The organism is Vibrio sp. B1Z05, from assembly GCF_052955985.1.
This window is the reverse complement of sequence record NZ_CP130463.1, coordinates 1,319,015-1,337,181: the sequence shown is the minus strand read 5'-3', so window position 1 is coordinate 1,337,181 and position 18,167 is coordinate 1,319,015. Positions and strand designations below refer to the sequence as shown.

The following is an 18,167-nucleotide window of genomic DNA, read 5'->3' as shown; positions in this document are numbered from 1 at the left end:
CTATGATTCCTTCGTGTTGTTGCACAACTCTTTCAGGGATTTGGCTTCTTTTCCTGAACACCCAATGACCTTTTTAATCTCTGCTATTGTCAGTTGACACAGGTCCTTTGATTGATTTCTAGCATGGTTAATAAGCTCATCAGGTATCTGGTTTGATGTATTTACATTGGTGCTAGGTTCCACTTGCATAGAAACGACTGTATCAAGACTTTCAGAGTATTGTGTCTTGAGTTCTTCTACAGGAACATCATCCTTTAAATAATTAGCACTACTCCAGATGAACTGGCCATAATTAATATCACTACACGCCCAATCAAAATCCGCTACAATTGAGTAGTCTCCACTAACTAGCTGAGCTCGGATTTTTTCAAGGCACTCCGTTTTGGATTTTCCTCGTGTTTCAATACCACGTAATTTGGGCATAACCTTCTGGACAAGCTGATCTTCAAAAGCGATTTTCATCGCTTTAGCTAAGTTTACATCATCATTATTCCTCTGAGCTTCCTGCACGTCTGGATAATTTGCCATGTAGTATTCGATAGATTGCCATACTCGATGTCCTAGTGCTCTACCAACCATGGATAGTGATATATTCATCTCTTCAATAAAGCTTTTGAATGGCAAAATTTGATCATCTGTGAACTTACTTTCTCTACACCACCAACTTTCCCACAATTTACGAGATAGTAGAGCTTCTCGTTCACCCAATGGTTTTAGTTTACTCCGTCTTTCAAGAGTTGTTGGGCGAGGAAAGTTAATAACTGTTCCGCGATCTAATACTTTATCTGAGAGGGATTTGGTTGTTTCATCCTGGTTCATAGTACCAGCCCAAAGTACATTCCTTCCCAGTGGTAAGTCATAATGTTGAATACCCGCACCGAGTTTAACTTCAAGATTGGGAACCTCGTTACCTTTACAGCCACGTCTTTGTTCAAGCTTACTTAAGAATTCGGCAAAATAGAGCTCAACATGAGCAAGGTTCATCTCATCCATCAACACAAGGTTCATAGCATCTTTGAGACCAAGAGGGTATTCTTCTGATTTTCTTTTTTGGGTTTGAGTCAACAAATTGAGAACAGGTTGAGAATCAAATTTATTGTCAATTGAGTTAAAGAAGCCAAGCATGGATTCTTGGCTATCCCAGTTTGGCTGAACAGAAAGGCTTAGAAAGTTCACACCTCCAAAATGAGAATATAACCGAGGGAGTTCAGATTTGCCTGTACCACTAACACCAGCTAGAACCGTCACAGGAGACCACTCGGAGGTTTTTAATGCAGTATGGAACGCATGGAGTATCCGGCGCGGGAACCTTAAACCGTAGTCAATGCAAGACTCTCTGATATGATCGAGCCATTCTAGCTCACCTTTCGTTATATCTTTCTCAAGTTTTACCAATAATTCAGATTGTTCGGAAGTTAGTTGTTTGCCATTTTCTTTAGCAGCCGTTAATGGGCGATACTGTTCAACTTCTTTTATCAATTTAGTTGATCTTGGTAACACTTTCTGAACATAAGGCTCTTCAATATCCCGAATCCTTGCCTCACGGTCCTGTTCACGTTCGTACGAGGATTGTAAACGTTTAAGTTCCTCCATTAATCGATTATTTTCGGCATCCATTGATTCAAACCGCCTCAGCAAAGATTTATTTTTATCGGTCAGCTCTGATACCTGCATTTCAAGATCCGATTGTGCGCGCGCTGAACTTCTGAGAACCTGATTTTCTTCAGCGAGTCGCTCGTAGGTCTGCTGCAGTTCTCTCTGTTCTGATTTCAAGCGATCAAAAGTTTCTTGCATTTCCTGTGTGGGTCGTGTGGCAAGGTCATCGCGCAGCTTTTTAATTTCCTCTTCATACGTTTTTAGTTTGAGTAAAACAGCGGCTGGGTCTTCATCATCCAGTTTATGCCTCAGTTCTTCGAAATTTGAAATGAGAGCACAGCTTGTTTTGAGGGAGTCTCTCAAACGGGCAATTTCATCATTAAGTACAGACTTCTCATTCTCGAAAGATTGTTTCCGTTCAACAATCTTGGTATCAACCTCAAGATTCAAAGTCACTTCTCTTTCTTCAAGAGTTTCTTTACGAGATTGAAGGCGCTGCTTTTGGTACTCAAGCTCATCCTTGAGCTCATCAAGCTCAGCTTGATCCTTCAGGAGAGTTTTCCTTTTTTGTTCGAGCTCATCCTTTTCCTGTTGAATCGCCACCTCATGAGCTTTAAATCTATCAGCGACCTCTTTCTCCAAGGCTGCTATTCTCGATGCCCTCTCCTGCGAAAGTTCCTTTTCAATCGCAGTCAGAGTGTATGCTCGTTTTGACTCCAACTCTTTTTTTTGTTCTTTCCGAAGATTGAATAGCTCGTCATCAAGCTTTGCCCGAGCATCTGCATACCCATTGTCCCTTTGAAGTTCAGCTTTTTGTACCGCCACCTCTCTCTGCCGCAATTTTTCTTTTTCTCCTTCAAGAGATTCCAACTCTTTTTCCTGTTCTTTCCGGAGATTGAAGAGCTCGTCATCAAGCTTTGCCCGAGCATCTGCATACCCATTGTCCCTTTGGACTTCAGCTTTTTGTACCGCCACCTCTCTCTGCCGCAATTTTTCTTTTTCTCCTTCAAGAGATTCCAACTCGTCCATACACTTGGCTTCCCGCTGCTCCAATTGTTTTCTTAAACCAGCAAACTTTTCCTCAAAGAGCTTCGGGAAACCATTTTTTGCCTGAAGCTCCATCTCTTCTAGATGAACACGTTTGTCATTCATCTCAGCTTCTTTTTTGGCTATCACGTCTTTAGCAGCCTTTAGCGCCTGTTCCTTTTGAGCGATAGAGGTCTTTTTTTGGCTCAGAGAATATTCTAATTCCTTCAGTTCCTGCTGTTTTTTCAGGAGGTCTTCCTCTTTGCAGTATATAGTTCTGTCAGCCTGACCTCCCTTTCCATTATTTACAGTTACCTGGGTGCTATTATTTCTTTTAGAGTTCATTAAAATACTTCCATAATTATTTTGACTAGTGTGAATACATTTATTTTTAATGACTCCAAGTTTTCCCTTGTAAAGTCAAGTTGATGATGATTACCGTGACCACGAAGTTTTATCAACTTGGAGATAAGCTCAAAGCAATTCGGAAAACACCTTTTTAGATCTAACAATTCACTTTTTGATGCGACTAAACAGAGTGCAAGAAGTTGAGCCCCAAGAGTTGTGCTTGAGCCTTGAGTAGCACGATATAGTCGATCCACATTTACTGTGCTAATTTGTGCAGGTATTGCATCAGGCGCTGGAAAAAAACCAGATTGAACGATTTTTTCAATCGCTTCATCCCTCAACTTATTTCGATTTTTGACTAATGTTCTCCGGCCCTTCGCAGCTTCTAACAACGACAATTGCATAATGGACGCCAACAAATTTATATAGCGCTGAAGCTGTTCGTCATCCAGAGTCTCCTTCTGGCTTAATATCGTTGCTTTGACCAACTCTTCCCGCAATAATGGTAAAATATTTTGAACAAATCCAATTCCTAATGACTTATCCAAATCGATCCTGGCTTTCAATCTGACCTGATCAATATCTCTTCCTTTCCTTATTTTTGCTGTATAATCATCTTCAGTTATATCAGGTATTAGGGACTGGATGAGCCGAGTGGTTCTATCGCAATAGCCCCTGAGGGTTTCCGGCGAGAGTTCAACATCTGGTGAATTTCCATGAGATACAGGATCCCTGACTTTTTTCAGCGCATTTATAAAGCAGAGACATCCAGAGTCCTGAATAGCCAGATGATTCAGCGGGTGCTGGGGATCATTTATCGCACCAGCTATTGCCAAAGCTAGTAGCGGCTGCATCTCTGAAACCCCGCGCTCAAAAGCTCTGATTTTTCCAGGTTTCACTTGAAGAAGGCCCCTTAAACTGTCAGGAACATCAAGCCCAATCTTGGTAGCTAACGAGCGCAATATCTTGTCATTCTCCCGGTAGGACTGTGACGAGAACAAGCGTTCCCAGTGAATCACAGGGTTGCCAGAGACAACAAATCTCAGCGCCCATTCTATTGCTTCATACAAGGAGACTACTGCCAAGCTGGTCAAGCGGCCAAATTCCTGCTCATCATTAGATGAATCAACATCGATCTTTTCAGCGTCTGAAATATACTCTTGTGCGCGTCGAAGCCTCCGTGCTATCTGTGGGTATTTTTTCAACCAGTCCGCCTCTAAAGACTCGTTCTCTACTTCCTTATTGCTTTGATCGGAGCTCAGACGGTCGATAACCCCTTTATTTTTCAAATCTATGACCCACTGCCAGTCCTGAGAAGTAAGGTAATTAGCAAAGCTTTCAGAAAAGCCAAATCCGCATCCATCCGTCACTAAAAGGTCAGAATTTCCTATCTGGATAAGGACATTACAATGCAAGTAAACAAGTTCAGGAATCTCATTTAAAGATATGGCTTCAGCCATCGGCACCGGAGGCGGATATTGACCGACATCTTGGATTAACAGGGCATGCCGTTTATATTTCTTCTTGAACTCCCTGATGGCTCTGATGATATCGTTAGAATCAGGAACTGCTTTCCAGAAAGAGCCTTTTGTAGGGCGTATCTGTCTTGCGCTGACCGTCGACTTATCATTTGTTGGATTGATTAGAAAATCAATAAATCCGTTGTCACCAATCCTTGAGATTTTTTTATAACTCTGTTGCCCCATACTAACATATGGAAGAAGCTTCCCGGACAGCAGATCTACAAACACTGTAGCCACGGTGTATTCCAGATTTCCGTCTGCTTTATTCTTCCACTCATTCAGAAGTTCCAGTCCATACTGAGACAACTCATAACGATCATTCAATAGGCCGAGCTGGTTTAGGCGATTCTGAATGAAGGCCACCAGCTCCTTTTCCAAACAAGTGACCAATGCAATATTTTCTGTGTCGCCAGATTCAATCTCTGTTATCTTCAATACAGCTTCTTCAAACACATTGAGGCCGCTCTTTTTCTTCTGCGGAATAGAGATTTTGAAGGCGTGACATGGCCATAGAACACTTTGTCTGGCGGCGATGTTCAATCCATCCAATGCTGTGCGAAAACTAATTACTTTAGGACGATGATCTTTTGCTGATTTTTTTATAGAGGGCGCACTCATAGGATTACCCCCTTTTCATGGCACAAATCATAGAAGTTTTTCAGAGCCGGAACTGCATCCACAGCGATCTGGGTGTTTGTAAAGACGCTGTCTCCCACAATGGCTAAGACCCTCTTCTGACGACTCATGCTCACACATAATCGGTTTTCCGACATGAGATGGCCGAATAATTTTTGCTGTTTCTTTTTGTAATCCTGCTCGTTGTGTATATGAGACGGCAAGGCATTCATGTCCTGAGACCTCACCATGGAAAGAAACACAATATCAAATTCCATGCCCTGAAAGGCATCAACAGTGCCGATACGGAGCCGCTCTTCACCATTTTCAAGAAAGCGGTATTCCTGACATATCTGCCATGTACCATCCTGTGCCCTCTCCGTGACACCGTATTTTTCTAATTCTCTGTAGACTTCAAATACTTGAGGTTTATAAAAACTAATAATTCCAAAACTCAGACCTGAATGCTTCGTATCACCAGTCAGTTCCTGCATAAATTCTGCACAGGATTCTTTCGATTTGATCCACATATTAATTTTTTCAGCTATAGCTTCTGCCTCTACACTTCTCCATCTCTTCCCACCCTCTTTGTTGTAACCTTCTGGCCCTCTACTATTAGGTACATCAAACCATACTGCTGCTTTATCTTCGATGCCTTTTAACTTCTGAGAAAAATACTTAGCAGCTAAAGGAGAACGATAACCTTCATTGTACTGGTTATAAAAGTTGCGGCTTGCAAAATCTCCCAACAGTGGGTGTGTTCGGTACTGAGCATCAAGCGTCACTGTTCGCTTGATGTCATCCTTCTCCTCCAGTTTTTTCAAACGGTTGAACAGGTACTCAAACATACTTTTCTTGACAAAATCGACATCAATCGACTGACTGGATGAATCGTCACCTTCCAAAGCTCTTGCGACCTCCTCATCAATCAAATGAGGCAACTGCCTGTGGTCCCCGACAAGGATTATTCTTTTTTCCGCCTGAGACATCGGGATAAGCAGGTCTCTCGGACTGGTTCTCGCGGCCTCATCTATGATCACCGTATCGTACTTAACCATTTCCGTTCGCTGATCATATCGGACGTTTTTATTCTTTGAGCGGATGATGTCTTTCCCAACCGCCTGTTGAGTGGTTGCAGCATACACAAAGTTGTAGTCCTCTATGGCCTCACGAACCCCATCAGGGTTATCTTCAAGCTCATGTAAAAACTCTGCCAGTATCGCATCTCGTTTATTGCTTGAATTGAGTTTTTTCTCCAGAAGCTGAGATACTGTTGCCACCAATCTCAAAACATCCTCTCTTGGTTTTTCTGTCCTGAAATCAGGCGAAGGCAGATATTTATAGAGCAGAGCTTCTTTCAGTTCTCTGAGCTCAGAAAGAAAACTCAACGGCTTGTCGTTGCGCCAACGCGCCGCTGTTTCAAGAACACTTAAATCCGGATTAACAGATCCGTCCTCTATCTTATCCAGCAAATCGACTGCTCTTGCGGCGCCGTCGTCAACAAAGGCTGCTTCACTGACACGCAGAGCTCTAACGAGCCGCAAGGTGGAAGGATCATTCGACTTCAATTCGGTTTGCAGGAAGTTGATGATTTCTTCAGCCTCATTGGTGATATCCTCAGAAATCACGTCTCTGGGCAAATCCAGAATACGTTTCATTAAACTGACTGTGTTGTTCTTCGAGGGACACATTGAATATGCGACAAACAGCTCCATCAGTCTTACCTGATCCTCAGTCTGAGCGATTTGGGGGTTTTTGTTTCGAATATTCTCGGCGACATTGGAGCACCATTTGTTAATTTTTTCAGTGACAGCATCTTCCGTAAATTCCGAGTCACCGGACCTTCTGCCGAACTTAACTGCCGGAAGTGCATTAACACTCAACCTTGCAACTATATTCTCAACGGCATCATGCTGAAAACCGGATACAAGTATCTGACCTCTTATCGACTTGGTTTTGTCATATTCCTCATTGAGCCTTTCAAGAATTGCTGTAACTACAGTTGTTTTGCCTGTTCCTGGAGGCCCCTGAATAAGAGCAATATCCGGGGTGTTCAATGCGACGTCGATAGCATCCACCTGCCTGTCTGTGGGAGGATGCTTAAAAATCTTCTCTTTCACGAAGGACGTCAAAGGCTTCAATTTGGTGACACGTTGAATGTCTGGGAGTGTTCCTCCTTCTTCAATTAACAGGCCGAGAAGCGGATTAGCACAGCGTCCTTCCAGAATGGCTGAGCGTGCCCGCATTCGTCTTTCAATCTGAATCTTGTCTCCATTGATGGACAGAATCAAAAACATTGGATCAGACGGAATTGACGGCAAGTCCAATTCGATGCTGGTTTTTGAAAGTTTAAGGATCGGGGCATAAACAGAAGCTGGCATTTCAGCATCGTTCTTTTTCTGCTCCTTTTTGGTAGCTAATTTTTCTTCCAGAGCCTTGCTGTAGGCTTCCCATGTAAGATCCGGATTCTTGATGTATAAAGGCTCCTCGGAGGTGATCTCTATCTCATCGCCTTCGGTAAGTTGATCCGAAATTGACGACACAAAGAACTTAACACCTTTTGTTGTCTTTTCAATGCCATGATAGTCTATTCTGCTAACTGCTTTGGCCCGGGCTAGCAGCATTTCACCTTCAATTGCACCGTACTCGTCCCACTGTTTCAAGTAACTCCCGGTCTCCTTAGTAAGTTGACTCATCGCTCCAGCAGCTAAAGCTCGAATGCGACCTGTCTTGGTGTAGTCAGAAAACAGGACGGCTCCCCTTGCCAGCCGCAATGATCCTTCACTTTTCTGGTTATCCTTGAAGACCGCTTTAGTCGCAAAATAGATGTCCTTTGACTTATCGACATTGCGCCTTTCAACAGGGATACGAACTCTCTCCCCAGAGATAGAGAATACCCGGTACTTCTCCTGCACAACAGCTTGAAAGTCGGGCGCGTCTTGATCCTCAGAAGTATCCGCTTCAAAGTCAGCCTTGGTGGATGGGCCGCTCATGAGCAGAAAGAAATCTTCTCCGCTAACGCTGATTTTGCATTTTTCATTTAATACGTTCCCCAGCTCTTCAACTCCATTAAAGCGAATGCCATTTCTTTTAGCCGTTGATTCTATGCGTTCATCAATGCCAATCTCCACGTCACCAACTTCAACGATTTCACCATTGAAAAAAATGATTTTAACAAGCGCACTGTCGTCCTTGGCAACCTGCATTACCTCAGCAAGGTGCGCACAACCTCTTTTCAGATGAAAATTCAGATCCTTTTCGGCCGAGGGATCACGAAGCAGTACATTCCACTGCTGGCCATCGATTCTTAATCTGTATGCCTGTCCAGTATTGTTGGGTGCGATATATCCAATACCAATGTTTGGAGTTTCTCCAGACAACTCCGGTTTCAACCATAATTCAAAGGTAATTTCAGCATTTATGTCTTTCAGTTTCATTTGCCACCTCCGTAGATCATACATTTAACCAACCGAGGACTATTCAAATTTGCGAACATCCAGAACTGAACATCCGGCGTTAACTGGTCTATTTTCATTTGTGAATACAATTTCTTAAAACCACTCTGCGGATAACTGTCAGCAGCAACAGACAAATCTGCTTTGCCATGGTCTGACTTTTTAATCAAAATACCATTATTGCTCGAAGATATAAGCACCTCTGTTGTATCCGAATCAAGCATTGCAAACTCAGCAAAGACTCGTCTAGGTACAGCCAGCTCTGACCCCTGCGAGATCTCACGTACATACCGCCAGCATGGTGAGTTTATGGGTTTATCCGGTCCATTCCATCGATAAGACTCAAGAATGAGCACCTGCGGCCTCTGCGCTTTACAGTAAGGGCAATTGTGAGCCCCTGTTTCCGGGTGAATGAAATCATAGTAATAGTTCATAGAGCAGTCTGGGCACGTGACAGTCATATCAGCTGCCTGAGCGAGAGCTTCAGGCCAGTGATAGATGGTCGGCCGCAACAATGGGAATTTCCTGCCTAAGCCGAATGTTCCCTCAAATAAAGTGACCAGTTTTTCTGTAAAGAGAAGGGCCCTAGGCAGACCGCTGTCGGAAGAATTTGAATCATCATTTTGGTCGTCAATCCAAGGGAACAACCCTGCATATGCTTTATCTTCAACATCCTCGCTATCATTTTCCTCATCAGCCCAGTCACCTTCATCCGTTCCATCTACCTTTTTTCCGACAAAAGGATGAATCAGCGAAAGAAGGTAGAAAGCCACGACCGCGAACGCATGACAATCACTTGAAGGTCTTCCACCGTCTTTGGCCTGTACCAGCTCGGGGGCTCCGTATTTTGGTGTGTAAACAACACTTCCACCTGCGGTGATTTCAAATCGAATATTGTCAGCATCAATCAGCCAGACAGCTGAATCACCAAGCCTTTCTGAAATAAAGATATTGTTGGGAGAAATGTCACCATAGACCATACCATTACCATGAAGGCGTGCCAGCAATGATGCGCATTTGTATAGCGCATGAAGCCTGCGTCTAAGCCCACCGGTTCTGTAATAATGCACAATCTTTTTAGCTTCGTTCTCAGGCATTGCCGAAAGCCATGCCGGTATATCGTCTGTACCAATATTTTCTGCGGACTTGCCATCGAGCCAGAAATGACTGAACGGAACCATTTCACTCAAAAGCTGCATCACATAACCGGCATTGTTTTGAAGCAGAACTGCCGGTACGGATATATTCAGGTTTTCTGGCAAAGGCAGGAGTCGGACTCGCTTAAAGCGCTTTGAATACCGTTCCACCGATTCCTCATCAGTGACCGGAGTTCCGCTTTCATCTGTAACAAGCTTGATCGCCAGATCAGGGTCCTTGGTACGAAAAACGACCCCTTGGCCTCCTTGACCGAGCACCTTGTCTTGAATGTGTACATTCTGATATTCATCCACATACTCGTTGAATCTTTGACTCATTGGAAGCCTCCTTTCTTAAACAGACATGCGATCGTCTTGTCATCAGAATGTCCCGGAACCGGCCATTCATTGAGCCAACGTTTAAGATCCCTCTTTCTTTCCTCCGTTTCCAGGTCTGCATAAGTGGAATGGAGTTCCTGCGCAAAAATCATCTGCTTTTCAGGTAATAAGTCATCGGATATACCATCGGTGCATAGCACAACTGCGCAGCATGCCGTGCTTTCAATCGTTGCGATTTCCCACTGATCTGGCTTAAACTCCTGTTGAAGACTGTTTGTGTAGTTTGAGAAGGAATCCTGTTTGTTATCACAGAGAATAAGATCGTTTTCGCCAGTTTCTCCAAGGGCGACAATCATTCCGTCACCAAGGCGTCCAAGAGTGATTATTCCTTCGTTCTGGATGGCGAAAAGGCATGTAGCCGAACAATCTCTTGAAGAGTACGGAGCTATTTTCACAAGCCAGTTGGCATGAATGAGCCTTAAAATATCAACGATATTGGCATCGGGGGTATTATGGTAGCTCTTGGCTGCCTCAAACATAGCAAGACAAGCGGCTTTTGAACCGTGATCTGAATGTGCCTTGCTGCCTAGGCCATCGGATACAACAACGACATTCCCCCATTTATACCGGCGTACCATCCAAGAATCTTGATTTGGAATTCCAGCTTTAACATGTAGGGGCCCGACTACTGTAGCACCCCAGCTATTCCAGAGTTGCTCAAGCATCCCAATCTTCCTCTAGTTCTTCTGTTTCAGGTGGTGCGGATTGCAGAATCTGAGCTGTGGATGATGGCGTGATTAACGGCTCATCCGAACCAAAGATTATACCGTCTATCGCTGACGCTATATTCTCCGAAAGGTAAACAGTCCTGTTTGTGGAAATTTTCTTCAACTTCAACAAGTCAGCATCAGCACCGACTGCAACAGTTCGAATGATCAGGTCGGTGAATGTGCCTAGTTGCTTCTGAAAGCTTACGATGTCTGAATTTGGGAAATTGCCGTCAGACAAAATGAGAACCATTAATCTCCCAGTATCATTCAGGTACTGGGACAGAAAATCGGAGATAGCACATAGATTCGATGAGCCTTCAGCGTTTAAAGCAGGGATATCCCCGTCGCTTTGCAAAGCGGCCTCAGAAACATTCTGTGCCCATTGATAAAAACGGATGTCAGAGTCTGAGTATTTTTCCTGATCTATCAGCCTTAACTGAGTCGCATAACGACACAGATTCTGCAGCAGATGAATTTTCCCCATCTCGTTCATACGACCTGAGGACTGAACAATTATATAGATGCTATTATTCATTTATAGACACTTATTATTTTTGAGAACAATTGACTTAATTTGGTGTTGCAAAGAGCTACCTGCAACTTCATGAATATTGCTAGAATCTTCAATTTTTTTACGAACAACTTTGTTTTTGGGCGAAAAACAGCAAGCTAATATTCCATGTCCAGACATTCCACCAAAATATCTAACGATGTTCTGTAATTTCATTATTTGATCACTTTTAACACCTCCTGCTTTACATTCGACAACATAAAGCGAACGACCATCGGTAAATGTGATATCTAACTCTTGGTACAGTTCAGATTCAGATAAAAATGAATAACCTTTCCCATCATCAACAGACACTTCCAAACCTATCTTAAGATCTTTTATTAGTCCTGAATTTAACAAGGGCTCTAATTGACGATACGTATACTCTTCAAACCAACCTCCAGATAAATAACGAGCAAAATTCGGCCACTTTTCAAATTTGAAAAGCTTATTGTTTATCTTAATTTCAGCTTGACGGTCACTCAATAACTGAGCCGAAATTCCCTCATCAGAAACATTAAAAGGTTCATCAGAGTCATTAAACTTAACAAGATGTTTATACAGCTTCGAAATTTTTGAGCGAGCTAACCAAAGCTCCGAAGTTAACTTATCCCTTTCAGAGCTGTTTACACCAGGGATATCTTCCCAATCACCATGCTTTGATACCCACAAATCATTTCCATTTAATTGAATAAATGTGGATACTGAGTTTATGGTTTTTGTTGGTATTGAATAAAAGGTGTCCAGAAAAATAGTTTTATTGCTTCGATTGTCAAAATAAAAAGGTATCCCATTCACTTTTCTACATGCAGCCAATGCACCTGCATACATAAGCTTAGTACCTCCAGTTAAATTAAATCCTATACGATAATTTGATGGCAGAGCTTCAACAATATTGAGTATTTCAGTTTTCACTTTTTCAGGATCATAAGGATCGACGGAGAGTTCATAAAACCCACTTTCGGCAATGAACTGCTTCATCACGTTGGCAGGAAAGTCTGTCGAATTTACAAATACATGATCCTGACTTTGGAATTGATTGATTCCAAGCAGACTAGGCATCCTTTGCTCTCCGAACAAATGAAATATCGCATCAAAGTGCTCAATTTCTCCAGTTTTTTCAGGAATGGCTTTTGCGTGCCATTCCATCCACTCTTTTGGGAGCAAAACACTCTCAGGAGGTCTCCCGGGCTGAGAAGATGCGATAAGACGTTTCTTTAGCGTCGGGTGCCTCAGAGCCGCAAAAGCCCAAACGAAAGCCATAACCGGAGTCCCCGGACTCAGGTAGAGCGTAGCGAGCTTTTCACCTTCAGATGCGGCAACAGTATTCAGGGATTGAGTCGCGGCCTCATAGATGCCCTCCGTGTCATTGAGATGCGTCAGTTCCACAGGGTGGAAATGCACATCAACCGTTTTACCTGCATCCCGAAGTTGCTTTTGAAGCCACTGATTAAAATGATTATGCGCTTCCGCTGTATTAGAAAACAAATCGAGAAACTTTCTCACGGTTGCAGAATCAAAACCCTCGATCTCTGCTGTTTTTTGCTGAAATTCATAGGCTTTGTTTTCTCTTTTATCTGGATGTGTGAAACCAAGGATTACTGCGTTGGTGTAATCTTCCGCCAGCAAAGCTCCAAGAACCGGGCCGGTTGTCCGTTCCAGCCCGAGTGAGGCCCTAAAATCAGTCATTCCGTACCATGTCATTAAATATTTCTTCATAAACTTTCCCCATTTATGTATGGACGTACCCAACTAACCTGATTTTTCAAGCGATCGGCAAAGACAGCGCGATTGTCTGTTTCAAGCCCTTTAAGTTTTCCTATTGCTCCACTGACGAATGAGCCAGCATCATCTTCATTCATGCAGAATCCGACACGCATCTCAAAGAACCCAAGAAGGTCCTTGCACGATGAGTTACAGCGCTTCCAGTTATCCACAAATGCAATAACAAATGTCCCTTGTAGCGGACCGTCTTCCAGAATTTTCTTCAGGCTCTCTTGTGGGGAAGGTAGCTCATCTTTCTTAACCGGTCTAAAATTCGCTGGACCGGAGTGAAATTCCTTGGCCGAATCCAGTCCGTCAATAATCACAATTCTTTTTGATTGTTGTAATTCCTTGGAGATCTCGGCCAGATTCAATGCGGGAACACTCTCGTGCTTTGAAATAGGTCTACTTCCGGCACCATCGAGATATTTTGATGCCCCCACCGGCACTATGGAGCGTCCGTTCAAGTAGATAATTTCATCGATGCCATTCTGAGCACCCAAACTTTGAAGGATGGAGGCGAGCAGACCGTCGTGGATTGCATCGCTATAGCCGGATATAAGTAAATTCGATGACGGTCGGTTAACCAATGTCAGTGAAAACAGCTCAGCTTCAAAACTCAAACGTTCACCAAGGTGAAGTTGCACCGCCTCATGGCTTTTTGACTTGAACCAAGCAGCTGTAGGCATTTCCGGCAGACGCGAGCCGTTGAATATTCTTGTTGAGCTGCAGTAACCACGTTGGTCTGCGAACTGAGTAATCTTGGTAATGTGATCCTTGCACAGCCGACTATCGGCAAATGGAATCAGAAACCGTTGATTTTCCGATTTTGCCCCGTTGGAATTGTTAATGATGCCCTCCGGTGGGCAACTCAATTTGGAAGCCTCCCAGTTGCTGTTACCAAGAATCATCGCGGAATCTTCCTCGCTGCAGGCAAGGGCAATCCGGCAGCCGATTTGGCTTATCAACTGGCCCATTGAAAGAGACTGGATTCCTTTCAGTGTCTGGGTGGCCAGCAGTACATGTATGCCGTAGGCCCGTCCTTGCCTCAGCAGCTTGTTCAACATTTTCTCTGCGGGAGCTGCCACTTGCCGCCCCTCAGAAAACAGGATCTGAAACTCATCAATAATCAGCAAGACACGCGGGAGATCGGTTACTGAAGATTCCCTGTATTCATAAAAGTCGCGGACAGACCGGCTTTTGAACTCCTGAGCCCGTTTTTCAATCTCCTCCGTCAAATGCGCCAGAACAGTTACCCCGTATTCAGGATCACTCTCTGTAGCCACCAGTTTTGCCTGAGGAAGCGGAGGGGAAGCATAAACACTGAATTCTGTACCCTGCTTGTAATCCAGCAGGTAGATATTCAACTCCGAAGGTGAATACGTGTGGCAGAGGCTATGAATCAGAACATGAAGCAGGTTCGATTTTCCAGAGCCTGAACGCCCCGCCAGAAGAACATGGTGCTCTGTATTCACCCCGCCGATAGAGAAATGAACGATCTCGCCATCCGAAGTCCAGCCGATCGGAACCTGTACACCCTGAACAGCGTCGTGACTCCAGTAGTCCGAATTGCACCAGAGGTCAGTGAGGCTTTTGCTGAATTTCGCGCTCTGTTCATATCGGTCAGATATAGATGCCAGAAAATCGGTCAGCTCAGAACGTCCAAGCCAGAACTCCTGTTCCTCCACAACATTGATTTCAGAGACATGCTTGGTCAGTATCTCTGCTGGAACAATGGAATCCATTCTCTTAGCATATTTGTCTATCGCGGTGCGCAGCCCCGTAAACTTGCGGTCCTCCAGCCGACTTTCATCAATGGTCAAAACAGGAAGAACGCCACAGATAGGGCCGTGTTCCAGAAGGCGTCCAAGGTACCAGAGGCTTTTGTCCGTCAACTGTTCCGGCACTCCAAAAATGAGCAACAGTTTATATGGTATGGGATTGCTGCTGTTTACCTCATTGTAGACGGACCAGCTCTTGAGCTCTCCCTTAAATTTATTCTGAAGCAGATCCTCGACATAATCCGTTAACCGGGCCAGAGCATTTTCCAGTTCGTCCGACCGGGTCAGCAATCGCTGCTCGGGAAAGAGCCGTTTTACATTCAACAGGGAAAGAAACGGGTCCAGAGAAGTGCCCAATCTCAGCGGATCTGCAGCGGTAATTTCAACATTGCAGACCGGCAAGCAGTGCATCAGCCGAAGCATCAGCTGGTGAATCAACCGATGCCCTGTAGTCTGGTCGGGTAACCAGAACGATGTCTTAAAAGGAAAAGGAATCAGCCGTGGGATATAACCTTTCCAGTTCTGATAGGTAAGGTACATGCGCCCAAATGCCAGAGCGTCAGGGAAAATGGTGCCCGTATTGATATTTTCGGCTACTAACTCATTCAGATGCGGCTGACGCAGGCGGACCCTTTTGCATAGGTCATCAAGATTCTTCAGGGCCGAAACCCATTTCTTCTCAAACTCCTCGTGCGCCCGATGTTTTCTCTCGCGAATCTGCTCTTTTTTTGACTTGAGAGAATTCAGCGCGTCGTTTCGTCTTCTGACTACAGCGAGTTTGGAATCACTCAATCGCTTAATTTTGGTCTGGATACCTGCAAGCTCAACTTTCAGGTCATTCTGCCGATTCTCCAAACTAGCCTTTCGAGAGCTGAGTTTGGAGCTGGTTTTGATTAAATCATCTTTGCCATGCTCATTCTTTTTAATCTCTCTCAGGATTTTTTCAGATTCCTCTCGTTCAGCATCACCAAATACATATTTTATGATTGAAATTAAGGTGGAGCGCTGGCTGATCTCACGGTCAAGCCTGTCCTTATCATTCGCAAGGTCGGAAATGGATTTTTCAACCTGCTTTATATGATCCTCTACGATGCGGATCTCATTGTTTAGCGATTGCAGATCCTTTTGCAACTTTGTCTCTTTATCATGCAACGCAGCCAGTTCGCCTCTTTCTACACATTCGCTGACAGCCCGGAGATTTCCTATAGCTCTGTTGCAGTCCTGCTCCGATTGCTTCAGTTCAGTTTGAAGCTGGTGGTAAGTATCTTCCTTCCTTAGAATCGCCTTATTCATTGCGCCAACGGCATCGAACAGACGTTTAGGCATGGAGTCCCTGTTTTTACGGCTGTTACTCATGACACATTCTTCCTATCGATAGCACCTCTCCAGTTAACTGATCAATCTCGGCGGCTCGGGTCTGAAACAATTCTCCCACTTGCTGAAGGTCGGAGATGTCCTGCAAAAGGGGCTCGAATACGTCTGAGACAATAGACTGACCAAACTCGTCTCTGACGGTGTCGGAAAATTTGACCATCTGTTGTGAAGTCACATTAAATAGATCATCAAACATAGGTATTCTCTTCTTCAAATGGAAGCTGAAGGACGATACCATCAGCCTTTAATGCCTGTTCAATAACCCCTAAAACATCCGCAAATGATTCAGCTACACCAGCTACAATAATCGTCTCGAGTTGCAGCTTGGACATAATGTAGTCGGACTTGAAATCGTCATCAGAGCATCTAACCTTTTCAATTAGCTGGTGCCAGTATTCTTCCGGTAAGGACAGGGAATACTCACTATCCGTTAACGAGAACAGTTCTTCCGTGAGCTTATCAACAGCACTCATCTCACCTGACTCCATAGCATTCTGAAGCTTGGAAGAAAGATCCTGAGCTTTGCTGGTGCGTTCACTTGGGATCAGAGCGATCTTAATTTTCAAGAGTTCCTCCGTTATTTGCATTAGAACCGTTCACTATGTCCCAAGAGGCTTTGTCGATCTCGTCTTTTGTCGGGAGCATGCCTAGTAATGGCGATCCGGCACTCCGAAGGGCCTCACGCAGTTCTTTTTCCTGTTCTGGAGTTAAATCCTTGATGTCGCGTGAACATACCGTCATCGATGCATTAGCTTCCTGATGCCCGCCGGATTGGAAAACCATGTGATCTTTCTGAGAATAAAGGTACGAAGCCCGGCCGCATTTAACTTCAATAGCGATAGAGCCTCCAGTCGGAGCACTCATACCTTCACCACGACCGAGAATAACCGGTACTTTGAGATCTTCGATGATCAGGTCAGTTTTGGTAAATCTACCATCCTCAAATGTGGTCCGGGCCTGCGTGTCCGTTTTATGTCCAAGCGGACTCAGCGCCTGTTCCACAATTTTTTCGCCACAGTAGCCACTCAGGTTTCGGCGGATTTTAAGCTGAACCGCATGCCTTTCAGCCGGACCGTTGGCGGCTTCGAGCTGGCTTCTGTAGTCCGCAATCTTGGCTCTGAATACCGGATCACGATCAGTGAGATATTCAAAATAATAGCGCTGCTGTTGAACGGATAGATTCAGCCTCGAATGCAGCTCCTTTGGCGTAACCGGCTTACTTGAGTCCGGAGTCCACTTCAGCCATGCATAAAAGTCCGCAGCTGGCGGGTGCGTATCGAGATAAGCGTTGAGAGCTACCTTGGCGCTTTCCAATCGGGCTTTTCCTCTTTCAAGGTGAGCCGCAGCACTGGCAATTCGAGCTGCACACTCCGTTTGCACTGTTTCCGCCAGCTGAGTTGCCATATCAAGACACTGCCGGGCCATTTCATTTCGCTGCTCCATCTGCATGCGGTGGTCTTTCGCAGCTTCCAAAGCTTCCTCAGCAGCCTTAACAGCGGATGCTGCTTCTGTGACGGCTGATTCTGCGGCAGCTATGTTAGCCTCTTCAGATGAACAGTTGGGCGGTTCATAGTTGTTGTCATCGTCATTATAGCTCCCACGCGCTTCGCAGGCGGATAGAGATAAATAAGCGGAACTCAACTGCTCATTAGCTGAAGAAAGCTGCTCATTAGCCTGTTCCAGTTGCTGCCCAGCCCCCATTTCGGCTTCCATCGAAGCATCCATAAGTTGAGCGCTGTTATCGGCCTCCTGCTGTACTTCGGTCAACTTGGCTTCAGTAGCAGCAATCTGAACCTGACAGGCACTTTCCATGGAGTCGTAGGTCGACTGAAGTCCGGCAATTGCCTCCTCAAGACTCTCAACTTGTTCAATGGATACGTACGCCATTCC

The 18,167-nt window shown here is 44.6% G+C and carries 11 protein-coding genes; all 11 read right to left on the bottom strand.

Features of this window, described 5'->3' with window-relative positions:
- From QV280_RS06190 to QV280_RS06140, 11 genes are read right to left on the bottom strand one after another with little or no spacing between them, the layout of a single operon-like run.
- Entirely contained in the window at window positions 1-2,967 is a 2,967-nt protein-coding gene (locus QV280_RS06190) for a hypothetical protein (RefSeq protein ID WP_023403903.1), read from the bottom strand.
- Window positions 2,967-5,111: a hypothetical protein gene (locus QV280_RS06185; RefSeq protein ID WP_023403902.1), complete on the bottom strand. Its 2,145-nt coding sequence runs from the start codon at window positions 5,109-5,111 to the stop codon at window positions 2,967-2,969. Before QV280_RS06185 ends, QV280_RS06190 begins: the two co-directional genes overlap by 1 nt.
- Window positions 5,108-8,545 (bottom strand): AAA domain-containing protein, encoded by a 3,438-nt coding sequence (locus QV280_RS06180; protein ID WP_152820985.1) that lies wholly within the window; start codon window positions 8,543-8,545, stop codon window positions 5,108-5,110. Before QV280_RS06180 ends, QV280_RS06185 begins: the two co-directional genes overlap by 4 nt.
- Entirely contained in the window at window positions 8,542-10,038 is a 1,497-nt protein-coding gene (locus tag QV280_RS06175) for a protein kinase domain-containing protein (protein WP_023403900.1), read from the bottom strand. Before QV280_RS06175 ends, QV280_RS06180 begins: the two co-directional genes overlap by 4 nt.
- Window positions 10,035-10,763: a PP2C family serine/threonine-protein phosphatase gene (locus tag QV280_RS06170; protein WP_023403899.1), complete on the bottom strand. Its 729-nt coding sequence runs from the start codon at window positions 10,761-10,763 to the stop codon at window positions 10,035-10,037. Before QV280_RS06170 ends, QV280_RS06175 begins: the two co-directional genes overlap by 4 nt.
- The gene (locus QV280_RS06165) at window positions 10,756-11,343 is read right to left on the bottom strand and encodes a hypothetical protein (RefSeq protein WP_023403898.1); all 588 of its coding nucleotides are present in this window, start codon (window positions 11,341-11,343) and stop codon (window positions 10,756-10,758) included. The genes QV280_RS06170 and QV280_RS06165 overlap by 8 nt, the downstream gene beginning before the upstream one ends.
- A complete protein-coding gene (locus QV280_RS06160) occupies window positions 11,344-13,077 on the bottom strand; it encodes a Card1-like endonuclease domain-containing protein (protein ID WP_023403897.1) in 1,734 nt (577 codons plus the stop codon). It abuts the gene before it with no gap.
- Window positions 13,074-16,259 carry an FtsK/SpoIIIE domain-containing protein gene (locus QV280_RS06155; protein WP_023403896.1) on the bottom strand — a complete coding sequence of 1,062 codons (3,186 nt, stop codon included), beginning with the start codon at window positions 16,257-16,259 and terminating at the stop codon, window positions 13,074-13,076. The genes QV280_RS06160 and QV280_RS06155 overlap by 4 nt, the downstream gene beginning before the upstream one ends.
- The gene (locus QV280_RS06150) at window positions 16,252-16,473 is read right to left on the bottom strand and encodes a hypothetical protein (RefSeq protein ID WP_023403895.1); all 222 of its coding nucleotides are present in this window, start codon (window positions 16,471-16,473) and stop codon (window positions 16,252-16,254) included. Before QV280_RS06150 ends, QV280_RS06155 begins: the two co-directional genes overlap by 8 nt.
- Window positions 16,466-16,843: a hypothetical protein gene (locus tag QV280_RS06145; protein ID WP_023403894.1), complete on the bottom strand. Its 378-nt coding sequence runs from the start codon at window positions 16,841-16,843 to the stop codon at window positions 16,466-16,468. The genes QV280_RS06150 and QV280_RS06145 overlap by 8 nt, the downstream gene beginning before the upstream one ends.
- Window positions 16,833-18,164: a hypothetical protein gene (locus QV280_RS06140; protein WP_023403893.1), complete on the bottom strand. Its 1,332-nt coding sequence runs from the start codon at window positions 18,162-18,164 to the stop codon at window positions 16,833-16,835. The genes QV280_RS06145 and QV280_RS06140 overlap by 11 nt, the downstream gene beginning before the upstream one ends.
- Between the last annotated feature and the right edge of the window lie 3 nt (window positions 18,165-18,167).

Coding starts and splice junctions, on each gene's coding strand:
- QV280_RS06190 (WP_023403903.1), bottom strand. CDS start 2,967: ATGAACTCTAAAAGAAATAATAGCACCCAGGTAACTGTAAATAATGGA.
- QV280_RS06185 (WP_023403902.1), bottom strand. CDS start 5,111: ATGAGTGCGCCCTCTATAAAAAAATCAGCAAAAGATCATCGTCCTAAA.
- QV280_RS06180 (WP_152820985.1), bottom strand. CDS start 8,545: ATGAAACTGAAAGACATAAATGCTGAAATTACCTTTGAATTATGGTTG.
- QV280_RS06175 (WP_023403900.1), bottom strand. CDS start 10,038: ATGAGTCAAAGATTCAACGAGTATGTGGATGAATATCAGAATGTACAC.
- QV280_RS06170 (WP_023403899.1), bottom strand. CDS start 10,763: ATGCTTGAGCAACTCTGGAATAGCTGGGGTGCTACAGTAGTCGGGCCC.
- QV280_RS06165 (WP_023403898.1), bottom strand. CDS start 11,343: ATGAATAATAGCATCTATATAATTGTTCAGTCCTCAGGTCGTATGAAC.
- QV280_RS06160 (WP_023403897.1), bottom strand. CDS start 13,077: ATGAAGAAATATTTAATGACATGGTACGGAATGACTGATTTTAGGGCC.
- QV280_RS06155 (WP_023403896.1), bottom strand. CDS start 16,259: ATGAGTAACAGCCGTAAAAACAGGGACTCCATGCCTAAACGTCTGTTC.
- QV280_RS06150 (WP_023403895.1), bottom strand. CDS start 16,473: ATGTTTGATGATCTATTTAATGTGACTTCACAACAGATGGTCAAATTT.
- QV280_RS06140 (WP_023403893.1), bottom strand. CDS start 18,164: ATGGCGTACGTATCCATTGAACAAGTTGAGAGTCTTGAGGAGGCAATT.